Genomic DNA, 18,724 nt, shown 5'->3' on the forward strand with positions numbered 1-18,724 from the left:
GTGGCCATATCGGGGCCAGCAAGCACCTACTGCCACAGAAAGCGGCGATTTCTATAGAAAAATTCGCCGAACTCGGGCAAACTCCAACCGAACCGACGAAGGAGAGCCGTATGGATACCCACCGCAACCACAAGTCTCTCGGCACCGTCGCGCTTCGGCCGGTTGTCGTCCGCTGCGCCGCACTGGCCGCGGCAATTGCGGTACTCGCCGCCTGCAGTTCGAACAGCCAAAGCGGCAAAGCCTCGACGACCACCCCCAGCGCGGCCACTTCGACGGCTTCCACTGGCTCAGCCGCCAGCACATCGCCCACCGCCAAGGCCACCACCGTCCAGCCCGGTCAGTACGACCAGCTGGCGCTTCCCATCCTCGACGCCATCATCCGGGGCGACTTCACCGCAGCCACTGCGAATTTCGACAATCAGATGCGGCAAACAGTGCCGCCCGACAAGCTGCAGTCGGCATGGGCGGACTATCAAGCGACCTTCGGCAAATACCAATCGCACGGGGATCCGAAACAGGTTCCCCTCGGAGATCTCACCGTTGTCAACATTCCCCTCACGATGGAGCAGATGCCGGGCGAATTCCGGGTGACGTTCCATAACGATGGAACCGTGGCCGGGCTTTGGTTGTTGAAAGTCGGAGTTCCCCTCCCAACGGGCTAGCTGCGGTTAGACATGGGGAGGCTGAGTGTCAATGTGTGCGATGTCGCTAACCTGAGCGCGGATCATGGTCCGCTTTCCGTTGATCTCGATGACGAGTGTTCCAGATACTTGGGGCTGCGCGGATTGTTCAGGGATAATGATTGCGCGCTCGTGCGGCGCCAGGTCGAGGATTTCCAGTGCCCGATCCGGACTCTGCTGAACCAGGTGGTCTCCGGCTAATTGCCAGACGGTCTGCGGAACGGTGGTGCTCATATCGGAGCAGTTCCAACTGGAATAGCTCAGCGTTGCGGGCCCGCCCGCCGGCCACTGTCCCTCGCAGCCGACAAGCAGTGCCGCACAAACTTGAATGGTTGTGGCTATTCGAAATGATGCCCGGAGGATGCGATGACTTACTGTGCTGTGTGGATTCAATTCTAGTGCGCTCCAAGAACTCTCAATGCGGTAGCGTAATACTGGTCTCGGTCGGCTTTATTGGTTAGTCCGCCGTTAATTGTGCGAGTGATGTCATCAAAGTTGGCGGGGCCGCCATCGGCGAGGGTATTCAGGTTGTGGGTGGTCCAATACCACTGGGCAATACGGAAGCCTATGTCGGGGCATGCCTCGGCGACGCCACCTGCGGTGGACTGATCACTGACTCGGCTCTAACGGCTGCGGCACGTCGAACCGGAAACGCCGCCCCGTGACCACGTCCGGAAGTATCCGCACAAAGTGCTTTTTCTCGGTTGCAATCCACGTCAGCAGCTGGGCGCGTTCGGCCTCCTCGATCTCCTCGTCGCTACGAAGTGAGCGCGCCCTGCCTTGGATGATCACGCTCCAGCCCTCGACGGCAGTGTGATCGTCGACTTCGAACAGCACCTGACTGTTCATCGCGGCGCTGACCAGCTTGGTGCCCTCGGCGGTGCGGAACAGGATGGTGCGGCGCTGGACGACGAAGTTCACCGGGAAGATCTGCGGACGGCCGTCCACGCTGGTGACTAGCCGCCCCAAGGTCACGCTTTTGAGCAGCTCCCAGCATTCGCTCACGGGCAGGATGGTGATCACTTCACCGGTTTCCGACATCAGCCAACCCCTCTCGTCTGATCGACCACAAGCATGAGGCTATTGGAATCGGCCCCGCAAAGCGGCGGTCGGGCCACCATGTTCAGGCCGTCTTGGCCGCGTGCTTGTCGACGTAGTTCACCACATCGGCGAGGGTGCGAAGCGACGCGTAGTCCGACTCCGGAATCTCGACGTGCATCCGTTTGTGAATTCCAAGGAGGAAGTTCAGCCAGTCCATCGAATCGAGGTCGACTTGATCGCGCAGCAGCACGTCGTCGCGAATGTCGTCGGCATCGACTTCAGGCGCGATGGTGGTCAACACGGACAGCACCGCGTCACGAATGTCTTGTTGGGTCGTCATGGCTGCATCACTTTTCCAAAAGGTCGGGTTGCTGGAGGAGTTCATTGATGGCGCTCAGGAACAGGGCGCCGCGGTGGCCGTCGCTGGCCCGGTGGTCGGCGGCAACGGTGCCCTGCACGGTGGTGACGACGCGAATGCCGCCGTCGATGACGCAGACCCGCTGGTTCGGCTTACCGAAGCCGACGATGGCCACCTGCGGTGGGTAGATCACCCCGAAGACCGTGTCGACGCCTTGGTCGCCCAGGTTGGTCACCGTGATAGTCGGGTCCGACATCTCCGAGCTCCGCAACGAAAAGGACCGTGCCCGCGCCACCAGATCGGTGAGATTGCCCATCAATTCGTCGAGCTTCTTTTCGGGGACATCATGGATGGCCGGCGCGACCAGCCCGCCGCCGCGCAGCGAAATCCCCACGCCGACATGAACGCCCGTCGCGGGCTGGAACCCGTCATCGCGCCAGAAACCGTTGAACTCGCTAAACCGTTGGGCCGCAAGGCCGACGGCCTTCAACAGCAGCACGGCCGGCAGCACCCGTTCGGTGATGGATCGTTGGGCGTTGCGCGCGGTCAGCCAGGTCAGCGACTTTTCCATGATGATTTCGTCGGCAAGGTAATAGTGCGGAATCTCACGCTTGGACCGGCTCATTGCCGCCGCAATGGATTTGCGCATCAGCGCGGCGCGGTCGGCCGCCGTCGGCTTGGTGGGAACCTTGGCGGCCGGCTTTTCGGCCGGCTTGGCCGCCGCGGCATGCTCGACGTCGTTGATGGTGACCGCTCCCTGCGGACCGGTGCCGGTGACCGTGTCGAGATCGACGTGCAGCGACTGCGCCAGGCGGCGGGCGGCGGGGGAGACCCAGCGACGATGCGGCGGCGGCCCCGGCGGGGCTACCGGCGCGACCCCGGCACCCGACGGTGCCGACACCGGAGCCGCCGCGGCTGCGATCGACGGCCGGGCCCGCTTGCGCGGTTGTTTCGTCGGGCGCTCACCCGGTTCCAGCAACGTGGCCAACGGGGTTCCCACTTCGACGGTTTCACCCACCAGCACCAGCAACTCGTTGACGGTGCCCTCCTGCCAGCACTCGATTTCCACTGCGGCCTTGGTGGTTTCGATGATCGCCACGATCTGTCCGCGGGTCACCTTGTCGCCGGGTTTGACCAGCCATTCATTCAGGGTGCCCTCGTCCATGTCGGAGCCGAGCGCGGGCATCGTGAACTCGATCATGGTTGGTCACCGAACATGTCGTGCACCGCGGCGACGATCTTGGCGGGCTGCGGCAGCGCCGCCTCCTCCAAGTGTTTGGCATACGGTATGGGAACTTCTGCGCTGCACACCCGGCCAACCGGTGCGTCCAGGTCGTAGAACGCCCCCTCCATGATTTGCGCCGAGATTTCCCCGGCCAAACTGCCGCTGCGCCAAGCTTCGTCGATCACCACCGCGCGATGTGTCTTGCGGACCGATTCCAGGATGGTGTCGGTGTCCAGCGGTCGCAGCACCCGCAGATCGATGACCTCGCAGTCGATTCCGGTCAGCGACAACTCGTTTGCCGCGTCGAGCGCCTTGGCCAGGCAGCCGCCGTAGGCGATCAGCGTCACGTCGGCGCCGCTGCGGCGCACCGCCGCCCGACAGATATCGGTCGGCTTGAGCACATCGACATCTGCCGAGGTGTTGTAGAGCTGGACGTGCTCGAAAATGATCACCGGGTCGGGGTCGGCCAAGGCGGGGGCGAGCATGCCGTAGCCATCCTCGACGGTAGCCGGAGCCACCACCTTGATGCCCGGAATGTGGGCGTACCACGGCTCGAGGCTATGTGAGTGCTGCGCGGCGAGCTGACGCCCGGCCCCGGTCGCCATCCGGACGACGATCGGCACCGAGAATTGCCCGCCGGACATGTGTCGCAGCGCCGCAGCGGTATTGACGATCTGGTCCAGCGCCAGCAGGCTGAAGTTCACCGTCATGACTTCGACTATCGGGCGTAATCCGTTGAGGGCAGCCCCGATTCCGATACCAACGAAACCCAGCTCGGACAGCGGGGTGTCACGCACCCGGTCCGGGCCGAATTCCTCCAGCAGGCCCTTGGAGGCGGCGTACGTGCCGCCGTAGCGGCCGACATCTTCACCCATCAGCACAACACGCGGGTCGTTGCTCAAGGCGTCGCGAATGCCGTCGTGAACCGCGGTTCGGTAGGTCGTCTTCATCGCGTCGGCTCCGGTGTCAGCACGTCACGACCGAGATCGGCCGCGTCCTCCCACGTCCCGGCTTCGGCGTAGGCCACCGCGGCCTCGATCTCGGCGGCGGCCGCATCTTCGATCTCCCGCACGTCGTCGTCGGTGAGCGTGCCGTTGTCCAGACACTGTTGGGTGAATAGCCGGATCGGGTCACGCTCACGCCACCGCTGGACTTCGGCCTTGTCCCGGTACAGTTCCGGGTCGAACATCGAATGCGCGCGGAACCGGTAGGTACGGAACTCGATGAAGAACGGGCCGCCGGTGTTGCGGATGTGGTCGACACCCTGCTGGGTGGCGTTCAGGCACGCCTCGACGTCCATCCCGTCCACGGCCAGCGTCGGAACCCGGTACGAGGCCGCCTTGACGGTGAGGTCGGTCTGCGACTGCGCCCGGTCCAACGCGGTACCCATGGCGTAAAGGTTGTTCTCGCACAAGAACAACACCGGCAGATTCCACAGGGCGGCCATGTTCAACGACTCGTGGAAGGCGCCCTCGGCGACGGCGCCGTCACCGAAGTAGCAGGCGGTCACGCGATTGCGCTTGAGCATGGCGTCGGCGAGCGCGATGCCCACCGCCAGCGGTAGGCCACCGGCGACGATCGCGTTGCCTCCGTAGAACCGCCTGGACTTGTCGAACAGGTGCATCGACCCGCCGCGGCCGCGCGAGCAGCCCTCCTGCTTGCCGAACATCTCGGCCATGATCGAGGTCATCGGAAGGCCGCGCAGCAGCGCATGTGCATGCTCGCGATAAGTCGCCACCACCGCGTCGTCCTCGGCCAGGGCGTGCAGCGAGCCGGCGGCCACCGCTTCCTCGCCGACGTAGAGGTGCAGGAACCCCCGAATCTTGGCTGCGCTGTAGAGCTCCGCGCACTTTTCTTCCATCCGGCGCACCCGGACCATATCCGCCAGGAGTTCCTGCGCCAGCTTGGTGTCGGTCATCGAGGTCACTGCGAAACCTCCTGGGGTCGGGGAGCGGTCAAGTTCTCCACGGTGGACGTATCGCCTTCGGGCAGCCCGAGTTCGCGAGCCTTCAGCAGCCGCCGCATGATCTTGCCGCTGCTGGTGTGCGGCAACGAATCGACGAACTGAATCTCCTTGGGCGCCACGGCGGCTCCAAGCCGCTTGCGGGCGTGGCCCAGCAGCTGCAGCCGCAGGTCGTCGTCGGCGACGAAACCGTCCTTCAGGGTGACAAAGGCTTTGATGACGGCCCCGACGGTCGGATCCGGCTTGCCGATGACGGCCGCCTCGGCCACCGCCGGATGGTCGGTCAGCGCGCTTTCCACCTCGAACGGCCCGATCAGGTGGCCGGCCGATTTGATCACGTCGTCTTTGCGGCCGACGAACCAGAAGTAGCCGTCGGCATCCTTCTTGGCCAAGTCCCCGGTGAGATAAAGCCCGTCGCTGAAACACTTTCGATAGCGGTCCTCGGCGTGTAGATAGCCGCGGAACATCGACGGCCAGCCCGGCTTGAGGGCCAGCTCACCCTCCACGTCCGGCTCCTCGATCACCGACGTGCTGCCGTCGTCGTTCTCGCGCACGATATAGGCGTCTACCCCGGGCAACGGCCGGCCCATCGAGCCGGGCTTGATGTCGAAGGCCGGCGTATTGGCGATCATGATCCCGCCGGTCTCGGTCTGCCACCAATTGTCGTGAATCGGCAAACCCAGCACCCGTTTTCCCCACCAGACCGCCTCGGGGTTGAGTGGTTCGCCCACACTGGCGATGAAACGCAGCTGCGGGAAGCGATATTGCGCCGGCAGTTCGGGCCCCGCCTTGATCAACATCCTGATGCCGGTCGGTGCGGTGTACCAGACCGACACACTTTGGTCCTGCAGTATCCGGTACCACCGCTCGGCGTCGAATTCCGCTTCGTCGACGACGGAAGTCACCCCATGCAGCAGTGGGCTGATGATGCCGTATGACGTTCCGGTGACCCACCCGGGATCGGCTGTGCACCAGTAGATGTCGTCGGGATGCAGGTCGAGTGCGTACCGGCCGGTGACATAGTGCATCGCGGCGGCGCCGTGAACATGGATGGCGCCTTTCGGCGTGCCGGTGGTGCCGCTGGTGAAGTGCAGCAGTGCCGGGTCCTCGGCGGTGGTGGGTTCCACCGGCGTGTTCTCGTCGGCTGCGTTCATCCAATCCCAGAAGTTGAGCGTTCCGGGTAGTTGCTCGCCCGTTTTGTCGTCGTCTACGACGAGCACGTGGCGTACCGAGGTCAACCGGTCGCGGATCTTGGCGATCTTGCGCTGGTAGATCGCCCTCGTGGTGACCAGCACATCGGCTTGCCCGATGGCGACTCTGGTGGCGATGGGCTCCGGCCCGAAAGCCGAGAACAACGGCGAAACGATGCTGCCGTTGCGAAGCGCACCCAGCATGGTGATGTAGAGCTCGGGGATGCGGCCCATGATCGTGAACACCCGGTTGCCCTTGTTCATCCCGAGCGCCTGTAACACTCCGGTGAACCGCGCCGCGAGCCGCATCAGCTCCCCGTAGCTCAGATCCCGAGTGGACATCGCGCCGTCCCAGCTCTGGTCGGTGACGAACCGCAATGCGGGGTGTGTCGCGGCCGGGCCGGCCACGTGTCTATCTAGGGCGGCGAAGCCGATGTTGCATCTGCCCTCGCCCATGCCCTCGCACAGCGCCGGCACATCCGACCAGCGAAACTGGGCACGGGTCCGCTCGTAGTCGGTGAGATTGGGCGCAACGCGGTAGTCGTGGGGCGTTTTGTGAATGACATCCATAAATCGTCCTAAAGCTAGAACCCAGCAGCGTTAACGGCCGGCGGTTTTCATCGTTTTCATCGTTTTCATCGTTTTCCGGGCACTCGCCACCCAATAGAGAAGAAAGTCATCAAGTCCACTGCCGGTTGTCCTTCGACGCGGGGCCGCGCGGGTACCGAACGTCAAGACGGGAGGTTCGGTGCCCTTCAAGGCCCAATGCCATGGGGCCGGGGACCAAGGACTCTGGCGTCGGTTCCCGGTCTCGACGAAAGTCGAAGTCAGATCAGAAGGCAGGTGAATGCGATGACCGAAACGATGGTCGACAGCGGGGTAATCACGAAGGCCGTGGAGTTGGCGTGCCATGCTCCTTCACTGCACAATAGCCAGCCCTGGCGGTGGTTGGCCGGCAGCACGGCCGTCGACTTGTTCCTGGATCCGCACCGATTGGTGACCTCGGCAGACAGCTCGGGTCGCGAGGCGGTGATCAGTTGCGGTGCCCTGCTCGATCACTTTCAGGTCGCCATGGGCGCCGCCGGCTGGAACGCAGCCGTCGACCAATTTCCCAACCCCAACGATCTGAACCACCTGGCCTCGATCGACTTCGCCCCGATGGACTATGTCACCCAACCCCGGCGTGACCGGGCCGATGCGATATTGCGTCGCCGAACCGACCGGCGTCCGTTCCGGGCACCACATGAATGGGCGTCGTTCGAATCGGTGCTGCGCAGCTCGTTCGAAAACGACGGGATCGAGCTTGCGGTATTGGCCGACGAGGCGCGGCTTCGACTTGCCGAGGCGTCGCGGCTCACCGAGGCCCTGCGCCGCTACGACGACTTATACCATCATGAATTGGCTTGGTGGACAGCGCCTTCCAGGGAATCAGAGGGGATACCCGAAAGCGCGCTGGCGTCCGGGTCGGCGGCCCGGGCGGTGGCGGTGAATCGCCGGTTTCCCGCCGACTGGCATAGCGAGCGCAGTTCGGCCAGCAGACCTGATCAAGCCAGAATCGTGGTGCTGTCGACGCCCGGGGACACCCGCGCCGACGCCCTCGACTGCGGCCGGGCGCTGTCGGCCGTATTGCTGGAGTGCACCCTTGCCGGATTGGCGACCTGCCCGGTCACCCATCTCACCGAGATAGCAGCCAGCCGCGCCATCGTCGGCGATCTCACCGGCAGCCCGGCGATACCTCAGGTGTTGATCCGGATCGGCGTGGCACCTTCCGGCGAGGTTCCGCCGCCCACACCGCGACGGCCGCTGGGCGACGTGCTGGAGTTTCGCCGCTGAGCCATGGCGATCGGGGGCTCGATAACCAGCGGACACGCGTCGACCTGGGGGTCGCTGCATAGCCTGAGATTTGACGCGCATGGACTCAGTTCCCGTGAGGCCGCGCGCCGTCTACAGGTTTATGGGCCTAACGAGTTGCCGACGGCCGGCCGAAGTCGGCGCTTAATCGCCTTGTTGCGACAGTTCACCCATCCGCTCGCATTGCTGTTGTGGCTGGCAGCTGGCCTGGCGATGGTGTCGGGTTCGGTAGTGCTGGGATTGGCGATTCTCGCGGTGATCGTGCTCAACGCACTGCTGGCGTTCTTCCAGGAAGAGCATGCCGAGCACGCCGTCGAGGCGCTGAACGCATACCTGCCTCAGCATGCCTGGATTCTGCGCGACGGACACCGCACCCAGGTCTTGGCGCGCGACCTGGTTCCCGGTGACGTGTTGTTCATCGACGAGGGCGAGCGCATCTCGGCGGATGCCCGGTTGATCGACGGAAGCATAGAAGTCGACATGTCGGCGCTCACCGGTGAGTCGGTGCCGGTAGAACGTGGCGGCGGTGACATTGACGAATCGCAGCGTCCGCTTGATTCCCCGGTCCTGGTGTTCAGCGGAACCACCTGCGTCGCGGGGTCCGCCGTCGGGGTCGTGCACCGCACCGGCAGCCACACCGAGCTCGGACGGGTCGCCGCGCTGTCCCGTCAGGTGCGCTCCACCATGAGCCCACTGGAGCGCCAGGTCCGCCGAGTCGCCTGGCTCATCGCCGCCGTCGCCATCGCCGTCGGCCTGCTGTTTCTTCCGCTGGGGCTGTTCGCCGGGCTCAGCCTGGCTGCGGCGTTCCTGTTCGCCATCGGGCTGTTGGTGGCGAACGTGCCGGAGGGGCTGCTGCCCACCATCACGTTGGCGTTGGCGGCCGGCGCACGATCGCTGGCTCGCCTCGGCGCGGTGGTCAAACGATTGTCGTCAGTGGAAACCTTGGGATGCACCGCGGTGATCTGCACCGACAAGACCGGGACGTTGACCCAAAACCGGATGCGGGTGATCGAGGTCGTCCCCGATGGCGCCAGCGAACCGCTGATCTCCGCGGCGGCGCTATGCACCACCGCCACTGCAGGCGCCGACCAGCTCGGGGATCCCACTGAGATTGCGCTTCTGGACCACGCATCCGCGGCCGGGCTTTCGATCGAGCCATCGCGGCGAGACAACCAACGCCTCCGGCTCTTCCGCTTCGAACCTGAACTCATGCGGATGTCGACGCTCGACCTTGTTGGTGATCGAAAGGTCCTGCATACCAAAGGTGCTCCGGAGCAGGTACTGCCGCGGTGCACGATGAACGACGAGGCTGGGCTGCAGTGGCAGCGACGGGTCGACGACATGACCGCGCGGGGGTTACGGGTGCTGGCTGTCGCGATACGGGACTTGACGGCCGAAAACCCCGATATGGACCGCGAAGCGGCCGAACGGCAGCTGACCTTTCTCGGACTGATCGGCATGCTTGATCCACCTCGGCCGGAAGTCGCCGACGCGGTGCGGCAATGCCACAACGCCGGTATCCGCGTGCATGTGGTGACCGGCGACAACGGCCGCACCGCCGCCGAGATCGCGCGTCAGGTAGGTATCCGTGCCCAACGAGTGATCGATGGTGCGGCACTTGACCAGATGAGCGAAAACCAGCTCGACGATGTGCTCACCAGCGGCGACGAGATCATCTTCGCGCGGGCGTTGCCGGAGGCCAAGTTGCGCATCGCCGATGCGCTCCACCACCTCGGCGTGGTGGTGGCCATGACCGGTGACGGTGTCAACGACGCACCGGCGTTGCGTCGTGCCGACATCGGGGTGGCCATGGGACGCAGCGGCACCGACGTGGCTCGCGAGGCGGCCACGGTGGTGATCACCGACGACAACTTCGCGACCATTACCGCCGGCATCCGCGAAGGCCGACGAGTCTTCGCCAATGTCCGGAAATTCGTCATGTACATCTTTGCGCATGCGGTGCCCGAGGTGGTGCCGTTTGTCGTCTTCGCGCTGGCGGGCGGCACCGTCCCGCTGCCATTGACGGTCCTGCAGATCCTGGCTATCGATTTGGGTACCGAGACGCTGCCGGCCCTGGCTCTCGGCCGGGAGCCCGCGGAGGCCGGTCTCATGGATCAACCGCCGCGATCGACGTCGGAGAACGTCATCACCCGCCGATTGCTATGGCGGGCATGGGGCTTGATGGGAACCGTCTCGGCTATTGCGGTGATGGCCGCGTTTTTTGCGGTGCTGCTGCGTAGCGGCTGGCATCCGGGCGATCCCACGGGCCCGGGGACACCCTTGTATCACACCTACTTGCAGGCAACGACAATGTCGTTCGCGGCGATCGTCGCCTGTCAGGTCGGTACGGCGTTCGCTTCCCGGACCGCCTGGGCGTCGCTGAAGTCGGTCGGCGTCACCACAAATCGACTTGTGTTGGGCGGTATCGCATTCGAGTTGATCTTCGCTTGCGCGGTGATCTATCTGCCGGCACTGCAGTACGTTTTCGGCTCGGCAGCCCTGGACGCATGGATGTTGTTGCTGCTGCTGCCGATGCCGCTGGCCGTCTGGGGTGTCGACGAAATCTACCGCTGGCGGTTGCGCCGTCAGCCGGCGCACAATAGACACGGCCCTCTGCACGCCGCGCGGGTTACCGTCGCACCGGTAGACCACCCCGCCCACAAGTGACTTCAGACCCTATGCGCCAGGTGACAAGCGCCGAATCATGGGGCCAACCGGCGACTCGACGAAAGCCGCATGCACAAAGGAAATTGGTATGGGTTCTCCACTGGGAAACGCTCTGCTATTGACAGATTCCGATCTCGATGCGCTGGCCGTGCAGTTCCTCAACTCGGCATATGCTGACCGCAACAAATATTCCGAGTGGCCGCTGGATCGGCGGATCGAGGGGTTTCTGCTTCGCCGGGGACTCGTCCGTGTTGCCGAAGACGGCGACGCATACGGCCTGATCCTGGACCGCGTCATGGCATATCTGGGGGCAGCGCATCGTCGAGGTCCCGGCACCGGCGACAGAGCCGACTAACGGCCCCGCCGGCCAGGGACTTCGGTCCCTATCGTCGGCCGGGATTGACTGGTCGGATAGAAATCGCCACCACGACGAGTCGAAAATCGAGGAGATAATCATGACTTCTTTCTCCGTGCAGCGCCGGCCCAGGTCACTGTTCCCGGACTTTTCCGAACTGCTCGCCGGCTTTCCGTCGTTTGCCGGTCCGCGTCTTGCGGCCGAAAGCCGGCTGATGCCGCTCGAGGACGAATTGAAGGACGGCCGCTACGAGGTGCGCGCTGAAATCCCGGGTGTCGACCCGGCAACGGACATCGACATCACCGTGCACGACGGGCGGCTGACCATCAAGGCCGAACGAACCGAGAAGAAAGAATTCGATGGCCGGTCGGAATTCTCCTACGGCTCATTCGTTCGTACCGTCACGTTGCCCGCCGGCGCCGACGAAGACAGCATCGAGGCCACCTACGACAAAGGCATCCTCACCGTCTCCGTTGCCGTGTCGGACGCCAAGCCAGCCGAGCGCCGGATTCCGATCCACCGCGCCAACTGACTGAGCGCCTAACGTCATGACCAGCTCAGCGAAGACCACCCGGCACGCGCCGCGGCGGGTATTTCGCGACCGCGGCGAGGCCGGCCGGGTGCTGGCAAGTCTGTTGAGTGCCTACCGCGACCACCCGGACGTGATCGTGCTGGGCCTGGCGCGGGGCGGCATTCCCGTCGCCTGGGAGGTGGCGGCGGCGCTGCACGCTCCGCTGGACGCCTTCATCGTCCGCAAGCTCGGCGTTCCCGGCCACGAAGAGTTTGCTCTGGGTGCACTGGCAAGCGGTGGCCGCGTCGTCGTCAACGACGACGTGGTGCGGGGGTTACGCATCACTCCGCAGCAACTGCGCGACATCGCCGAGCGCGAAGGGCGCGAGTTGGTCCGCCGCGAGGCCATCTATCGCGAGGGGCGCCCGCCGCTCGACGTCGCCGGCAAGACGGTGATCCTGGTCGACGACGGGTTGGCTACCGGCGCAAGCATGTTCGCGGCGGTGCAGGCGCTGCGTGAAGCCGAGCCCGAACAGATCGTGATTGCGGTGCCGGCCGCCCCGGAGTCCACCTGCCGGGAGTTCGCCGGCATCGTCGACGACGTGGTCTGCGCCTCCATGCCCACCCCGTTTCTGGCGGTCGGCGAGTCGTTCTGGGACTTTCGCCAGGTCACCGACGAGGAGGTGCGCCGGCTGTTGGCCACCCCGACCTCGGGCATCTCGGTGATCAGACCCGCCGCGCCGACGGAGGCCGAGGTGATCAACAGCGTGGCTATCGACGCTCCCGGCGGTGTTCCGTCATCCGAAACCCTGGAAGAGCTCATCGGCGACGCGCGCATCGTGTTGATCGGCGAAAGCTCGCACGGCACCCACGAGTTCTACGCGGCCCGGGCCGCCATCACGAAATGGCTGATAGAGGAGAAGGGCTTCTGCGCCGTTGCCGCCGAGGCGGACTGGCCCGACGCCTACCGGGTGAATCGGTACGTGCGCGGCCTGGGCGAGGATCGCAGCGCCGCCGCCGCGTTGAGCGGCTTCGAGCGCTTTCCGGCCTGGATGTGGCGCAACGTCGTGGTCCGCGACTTCGTCGACTGGCTGCGCGCGCGCAACCTGCGGCACCGGTCAAATGGTCTGCGGCAAGCCGGCTTCTACGGCCTGGACCTCTACAGCCTGCACCGCTCGACGCACGAGGTGATCAGCTTCCTCGACAAGGTCGACCCCACCGCGGCGGCACGGGCACGCGCCCGGTACGCCTGCTTTGACCACACGTCCGCCGACGACGGTCAGGCCTACGGGTACGCGGCGGCATTCGGCGCCGGTCCCTCGTGCGAACGTCAGGCCATCGAGCAATTGGTGGACCTGCAGCGCCACCTGCTCAGCTATGCGCGCCGGGACGGACTGATCGCCGAGGACGAGGCGTTCTACGCCCAACAAAATGCGCGGACGGTACGCAACGCGGAGGTGTACTACCGCGCGATGTTCAGCGGGCGGGTCACCTCCTGGAATTTGCGCGATCAGCACATGGCCCAGACCCTGGACGCGCTGCGAAAACACCTCGACCGCCACGACGATGTCCCGCCGGCCCGAATAGTGGTGTGGGCACACAATTCTCACGTCGGGGACGCCCGGGCCACCGAAGTGTGGGCCGACGGACAGCTCACCCTGGGTCAGCTTGTCCGGCAACGATACGGCGACGAGTCGCGTCTGATCGGGCTCTGCACCTACTCCGGCACGGTGACCGCCGCCAGCGAATGGGGCGGCATCGCCGAACGCAAGGTGGTTCGACCCGCACTCAACGGAAGCATCGAGCAACTACTTCACGAGACCGGACGCAACGCCTTCCTGGTGTCACCGCAGATAACCCCGGAAGCCGCGGACCCGCTCAGTGTCGTGCGGCTGGGACGTGCCATCGGGGTGATCTACCTGCCTTCGACGGAACGGCAAAGCCACTACTTCCACGTCCGACCCGCCGATCAATTCGACGCGATGATCCACATCGACAAGACTCGTGCGCTCGAACCTCTCGAGACCACCAGTTTGTGGATTGCCGGCGAGACACCGGAAAGCTACCCGAGTGGCCTTTAGCCGCCGGTCCCAGCCGAGTCAACAGAGATGACCAAGCCGGCCCAGCCGGCCCAGCCAGCTGTAAACGGACCGCGAATCGTCACGTTGACCATGAATCCGGCGCTCGACATCACGACCAGCGTCGATGTGGTCCGGCCGATCGAGAAACTGCGCTGCTCGGCAACCCGTTACGACCCGGGCGGCGGCGGGATCAACGTCGCCCGGATCGCGCAGGTCCTCGGCGGGTCGGTGTTTGCGGTGTTTCCCGCGGGCGGGTCGCATGGCGGGCTTCTCGTGCGGCTGCTCAGCGAGGAGAGATTGCCGTGTGCACACATCCCGATCGTCGCGTCGACGCGGGAAAGCTTCACCGTCAACGAGACCAGCACCGGCCGGCAGTACCGGTTCGTGCTTCCGGGACCTCAACTGACATCGGCGGACCAGCAGCGATGTCTTCAGGAACTGCGGTTTGCCGCGCGCTCCGCCGAATTCGTGGTGGCTAGCGGCAGCCTGCCGCCGGGGGTACCCGCTGATTACTACCAGCGGGTTGCCGATGTCTGCCGCCAGCTCGGTGTCAGGGTCGTGCTCGACACCTCCGGTGGCGGCCTGCAGCACATCTCCCGCGGTGTCTTCCTGCTCAAGGCAAGCGTGCGGGAACTCCAGGAGTGCGCCGGACGGGAGCTGGTCACCGAGTCCGGGCAATTCGGCGCCGCACACGAGCTGATCGATCGCGGCTTTGCGCAAGCCGTGGTGGTGTCGCTGGGATCGCACGGCGCGCTGCTGGCCACACGCGACACGAGTGAGCGGTTTTCGGCGGTTCCGATGGGACACGGAAGCGGCGTCGGGGCCGGCGACGCCATGGTTGCCGCGATCACGGTGGGTCTGTGCCGCGGCTGGTCGCTGGCCGAGTCGGTTCGGTTGGGGATCGCGGCGGGCGCGGCAATGTTGCTGACACCTGGTACGGCGGCGTGCGAGCGCGCCGATGTGGAGAGGTTGTTCGAGCAGGTTGGCCAACCTGCGGAAGTCACCGACGTGGCCGCCGGTGCGATGTGAACGTGAGGGTTCGACGTGGGATGCTCACCGGAACCGGCCGGGGACGAACGACATACCAGGTAAGGCCGAACGGCCCCTGCCCACGGAGCCAATTCCGCAATAGCCTGACATTGAGCGGGTCGAAGAAGTCAGGAGCCGGACATGTCGCAGCCGGACCCGAAGTCGGTGGTCGTGGCCGTCAATGGCTCACAAGCCGCGGTCAACGCTGCCAAGTGGGCGATCGAAGAGGCAAGGGGCCGGCAGCTGCCGCTTCGCCTGGTATATGTCATTCCCGCCCCTGATGTGCCGGGCGGGTCGGCGCAGAACTCCGAGTGGGAGCTCGAACGCGCGGAGCGGGCGCTGTACCAGGCGGACGGGGCCATCCAGGGCGAAGGACGACCGGTCGAGACCGAAACCGCAATCCGATCCGGCGATCCGGCACAGGTGTTGATCGGTGAATCCCAGGACGCTGCCCTGATCTGCGTCGGCACCGCGCGGCGGGGCAGGGCGGCCGACGGGTTATTGGGCCCGACCGCCGCCGCGTTGGTCAAGGGCGCCCACTGCCCGGTCGCGATAGTGCGGACCAATCCCGACGGCTCGCCGACCAAGCTCGGCGTGATCACCGTCGTCCTCAGCGACGAGGCCGACAACGACGAAGTCGTGCACCAGGCGATGGAGGAAGGGCGGCGCCGGCATGCCACGGTGCGCCAGATCGACCGCCGGGTCAACAGCTGGGTCCGCCGCTATCCGGACGTGCCAGTCCAGATCGTTGCCGCGGGCACCGGCGCGAAGGCCGCCGAGCGCCACGGCAGCGCCATCGACCTGGCCGTTGTCGGCGAGACCGACGCCGAGCAGCTCCCGGAACTGGCTACTCCCAACTGCCATCCGATCCTGGGCTATCCCGACTGCTCGATCCTGGTGGTTCGGCACTGAAATCCGAGCGGTGCCCGCCGGGGCCCGAATTTCGTGCCGCTCCAACCGGTTTGTCGCTCGACGCGGTGGGTGGAAAAAGTGTCGACCATGTCGTCTTCGACGGCGGCAACTAGCGCTCCGACACCGGGGTGACGGGTACGCGCCGAAGAACCCCGGGTCGGCGCAATGGACACGAACGAGATGCCAACCGACATCGCCGCCCAATATCGGCGATAGTGGTCAATAGTGGTCAATAGTGGTTATAGCGGGGGAAATAGTGCGGTCAGGGTGAAAGGACTCGCAATGGTTAAGGTTTTCTTGGTCGATGACCATGAAGTAGTCCGCCGCGGACTGACCGATCTGCTCGCGGCCGACCCTGACCTCGAGATCGTCGGCGAAGCGGGCTCCGTATCCGAGGCAATGGCGAAGGTCCCGGCGTTGAAGCCGGACGTCGCAGTGCTCGACGTGCGCCTGCCCGACGGCAACGGCATCGAATTGTGCCGTGATCTGCTGTCCGATCTGCCGGAATTACGGTGTCTGATGCTGACGTCGTTCACCTCCGATGAAGCAATGCTGGAGGCGATTCTGGCCGGCGCCAGCGGTTTCGTCGTCAAAGACATCAAGGGTATGGAATTGGCCCGGGCGATCAAAGACGTCGGCGCCGGCAAATCGCTGCTGGATAACCGGGCGGCTGCGGCGCTGATGGCAAAGCTGCGCGGCGGGGCGGAGCATCACGATCCGCTGTCCGGATTGACCGAGCAGGAGCGCACGCTGCTGGGACATCTCAGTGAGGGATTGACCAACCGGCAGATCGCCGCCCGGATGTTTCTGGCCGAGAAAACGGTGAAGAACTACGTGTCGCGGTTGTTGGCCAAACTCGGCATGGAGCGGCGGACCCAGGCGGCGGTGTTCGCCTCAAGGCTGGGCCAAGGGTCTGCGCCGCCAATGCCTGGCAACTGACGCGTCCAGCCACGCTTGGCCAGCGGAATCGTTTGCCAGTGAGCGCGGCCCGGCGAACCGTTCGCCCAGAGCCAATGGCCGCCTGGCCGCGAGGTGGTTAAGCTGGTCAGCGACATCCGAGTGTCGCCCGTACAGCACCGGCTGGCGTAAGCCGGAAGGCGTGGAAGGTTCAAGTCAGGTGGCCAGTGACCACAGCGGCTCACCATTTGCGGGGTTAGGTCAGCCTGGACTAGTGGACAGGATGCACGCGCAGCTCGACGAGTTGCTGGCGGCCCGTGATCAAATGGAGCAGTTGCTGCGGGTGATCGTCGAGATCGGGTCGGATCTCGACCTCGACGGAACTCTGCGGCGGATCGTCACCGCGGCCAGGGAGTTGACCGCCGCCCCCTACGGCGCCCTGGCGGTCCGTGATCCCGAGGGAACGTTGCTCTCGTTCATCCACGAGGGGATAGACGCCGAGACGGCGCGACGGATCGGGCATCTGCCGGTTGGCAAGGGGGTGCTGGGTGTCTCGCTCGTCGAAACGCCGGCGCTGCGGCTGGATGATCTGACCGCGCACCCGGCGGCATGCGGGTTCCCCGAGCACCATCCCCCCATGCGCGCGTTTCTGGGCGTGGCGATCATGATCCGGGGAACGGTATTCGGCCACCTCTACCTCACCCATGTCGAACCCGGGCGGGTCTTTTCCGAATCCGACGAGTTCGCGGCTCGCGCGCTGGCGTTCGCGGCCGGGGTCGCCATCGACAATGCGCAGGTATTCGAGCGCGAGCGGACTTCGGTGAAGTGGATGGAGGCCAGCCGCGAGATCACGACCGCGCTGTTGAGCAGCTCCGAGCCGCAGCGGCGTCCGTTGCGGTTGATCGCGGAAAAGGCATGCGCCCTCACCGATGCCGAACAGGCGATTGTGCTGGTTCCGTTCGACACCGACCTGTTCCCTGAGGAGATCGACACGCTGGTTGTTTCCGCCGCGGTGGGGCGTAATGCCGCTGAGGTCGTCGGCCAGCGGGTCCCGGTGGACGGCTCGACCACGGGCACCGTTTTTCGGTCCGGCCAGCCGCTGATCACCGAGGCGTTCAACCACAGGATTCCCGCGTTCACCGACGTCGCACAGCGCTCCGCGATTCTGATGCCACTTCGCGCCCACGACCACGTCGCCGGGGTGATCGCCATTGCCCGCGCCGCCGACAAGCCGCCTTTCGACGCGAGCTGTTTGGAGTTGGTGCGCGATTTCGCCACCCACGCCACGATCGCGCTGATGCTCGCATCCGGCCGTGAGGATGCGCGGCAGCTGACCATCCTGGCCGAGCGCGAGCGTATCGCTCATGATCTGCATGACCACGTCATCCAGCGGCTGTTCGCCGCCGGGATGGATCTGCAGGGCACGCTTGCCCGGGCGCGCTCACCGGAGGTGATCGGCCGGCTCGGCCGCACGCTCGATGATCTGCAAACCATCATCGAGGAGATCCGCACCGCCATCTTCCAGCTGAAATCTCCACTGGTGCCCGACGGCGGCTTTCGGCACCGCATTCAGGCAGTGGTTGCTGACCTGACCGAGCATCGTGATGTCGTCACTACCGTGCACATCGATGGCCCGATGGCCGCCGTCGGCGGCGAGCTGGCCGATCACGCCGAAGCGGTCACCACCGAGGCCATCAGCAATGCCCTGCGGCACTCGGGTGCTACCCAGCTGACCATCGAGGTCGGCGTCGCCGACATGTTCAGCCTCGACATCGTCGACAACGGGTGTGGCCTGCCCGACGACATTTCGCGCCGCAGCGGCCTGGCCAACATGAAGCACCGGGCCGAACAACTCGGCGGCAGTTGCGAGGTCAGCAGCCCACCCGACGGCGGCACCCGGGTCCACTGGACGGCTCCGCTGGGCGACGGCTGACGACGGCTGGCCGGCGGGTGGCGTTGTCACCG

Annotated in this window: 17 protein-coding genes; 10 read left to right on the forward strand and 7 right to left on the reverse strand. The window is 65.2% G+C overall.

Going from position 1 to position 18,724, the window contains the following annotated elements; translation table 11 throughout:
- The first annotated feature begins 110 nt into the window (after nt 1–110).
- On the forward strand, nt 111–662 hold the full coding sequence (locus AWC07_RS01355) for a DUF3887 domain-containing protein (RefSeq protein WP_051508170.1): 552 nt from the start codon (nt 111–113) through the stop codon (nt 660–662).
- Nucleotides 663–668: 6 nt separating this feature from the next.
- Here AWC07_RS01355 and AWC07_RS01360 read toward each other — a convergent pair whose 3' ends face one another.
- The 7 genes from AWC07_RS01360 to acsA all read right to left on the reverse strand — a co-directional run bounded on the left by AWC07_RS01360 (nt 669) and on the right by acsA (nt 7,027).
- Nucleotides 669–914, reverse strand: coding sequence for a hypothetical protein (locus AWC07_RS01360; RefSeq protein WP_036417460.1), 246 nt, complete (start codon nt 912–914; stop codon nt 669–671).
- 375 nt (nt 915–1,289) lie between these two features.
- Nucleotides 1,290–1,721: a pyridoxamine 5'-phosphate oxidase family protein gene (locus AWC07_RS01365; RefSeq protein ID WP_036417458.1), complete on the reverse strand. Its 432-nt coding sequence runs from the start codon at nt 1,719–1,721 to the stop codon at nt 1,290–1,292.
- 82 nt (nt 1,722–1,803) lie between these two features.
- Nucleotides 1,804–2,061: an acyl carrier protein gene (locus tag AWC07_RS01370; RefSeq protein ID WP_036417455.1), complete on the reverse strand. Its 258-nt coding sequence runs from the start codon at nt 2,059–2,061 to the stop codon at nt 1,804–1,806.
- Between the two features lie 7 nt (nt 2,062–2,068).
- Complete coding sequence (locus AWC07_RS01375; RefSeq protein WP_036417453.1) at nt 2,069–3,280, reverse strand: dihydrolipoamide acetyltransferase family protein; 1,212 nt, start codon at nt 3,278–3,280, stop codon at nt 2,069–2,071.
- Entirely contained in the window at nt 3,277–4,254 is a 978-nt protein-coding gene (locus AWC07_RS01380; protein ID WP_036417451.1) for an alpha-ketoacid dehydrogenase subunit beta, read from the reverse strand. Before AWC07_RS01380 ends, AWC07_RS01375 begins: the two co-directional genes overlap by 4 nt.
- On the reverse strand, nt 4,251–5,222 hold the full coding sequence (gene pdhA / locus AWC07_RS01385) for a pyruvate dehydrogenase (acetyl-transferring) E1 component subunit alpha (RefSeq protein WP_036417486.1): 972 nt from the start codon (nt 5,220–5,222) through the stop codon (nt 4,251–4,253). Before pdhA ends, AWC07_RS01380 begins: the two co-directional genes overlap by 4 nt.
- A 5-nt stretch (nt 5,223–5,227) precedes the next feature.
- Nucleotides 5,228–7,027 (reverse strand): acetate--CoA ligase, encoded by a 1,800-nt coding sequence (gene acsA, locus AWC07_RS01390; RefSeq protein ID WP_036417448.1) that lies wholly within the window; start codon nt 7,025–7,027, stop codon nt 5,228–5,230.
- 282 nt (nt 7,028–7,309) lie between these two features.
- Here acsA and AWC07_RS01395 point away from each other — a divergent pair, with 282 nt between their 5' ends.
- From AWC07_RS01395 to AWC07_RS01435, 9 genes are all read left to right on the forward strand, one after another.
- Complete coding sequence (locus AWC07_RS01395) at nt 7,310–8,290, forward strand: Acg family FMN-binding oxidoreductase (RefSeq protein ID WP_036417446.1); 981 nt, start codon at nt 7,310–7,312, stop codon at nt 8,288–8,290.
- A 3-nt stretch (nt 8,291–8,293) separates the two neighbouring features.
- Nucleotides 8,294–10,975, forward strand: a complete 2,682-nt coding sequence (locus AWC07_RS01400) for a cation-translocating P-type ATPase (RefSeq protein ID WP_084293676.1) — start codon at nt 8,294–8,296, stop codon at nt 10,973–10,975.
- Nucleotides 10,976–11,063: 88 nt separating this feature from the next.
- Nucleotides 11,064–11,330 carry a hypothetical protein gene (locus AWC07_RS01405; protein WP_036417444.1) on the forward strand — a complete coding sequence of 89 codons (267 nt, stop codon included), beginning with the start codon at nt 11,064–11,066 and terminating at the stop codon, nt 11,328–11,330.
- Between the two features lie 100 nt (nt 11,331–11,430).
- Complete coding sequence (locus AWC07_RS01410; RefSeq protein WP_036417442.1) at nt 11,431–11,862, forward strand: Hsp20/alpha crystallin family protein; 432 nt, start codon at nt 11,431–11,433, stop codon at nt 11,860–11,862.
- Nucleotides 11,863–11,878: 16 nt separating this feature from the next.
- Complete coding sequence (locus AWC07_RS01415) at nt 11,879–13,921, forward strand: erythromycin esterase family protein (RefSeq protein WP_036417440.1); 2,043 nt, start codon at nt 11,879–11,881, stop codon at nt 13,919–13,921.
- Between the two features lie 27 nt (nt 13,922–13,948).
- Entirely contained in the window at nt 13,949–14,950 is a 1,002-nt protein-coding gene (locus tag AWC07_RS01420; protein ID WP_036417438.1) for a 1-phosphofructokinase family hexose kinase, read from the forward strand.
- A 141-nt stretch (nt 14,951–15,091) separates the two neighbouring features.
- Nucleotides 15,092–15,862, forward strand: coding sequence for a universal stress protein (locus AWC07_RS01425; RefSeq protein WP_036417436.1), 771 nt, complete (start codon nt 15,092–15,094; stop codon nt 15,860–15,862).
- A gap of 282 nt (nt 15,863–16,144) precedes the next feature.
- Nucleotides 16,145–16,801: a response regulator gene (locus tag AWC07_RS01430; RefSeq protein ID WP_036417481.1), complete on the forward strand. Its 657-nt coding sequence runs from the start codon at nt 16,145–16,147 to the stop codon at nt 16,799–16,801.
- A 241-nt stretch (nt 16,802–17,042) separates the two neighbouring features.
- Nucleotides 17,043–18,692, forward strand: a complete 1,650-nt coding sequence (locus tag AWC07_RS01435) for a sensor histidine kinase (RefSeq protein WP_208622334.1) — start codon at nt 17,043–17,045, stop codon at nt 18,690–18,692.
- The last annotated feature ends 32 nt before the right edge of the window (nt 18,693–18,724 follow it).

It is taken from the genome of Mycobacterium gastri (genome assembly GCF_002102175.1).
GTDB lineage: Bacteria > Actinomycetota > Actinomycetes > Mycobacteriales > Mycobacteriaceae > Mycobacterium > Mycobacterium gastri.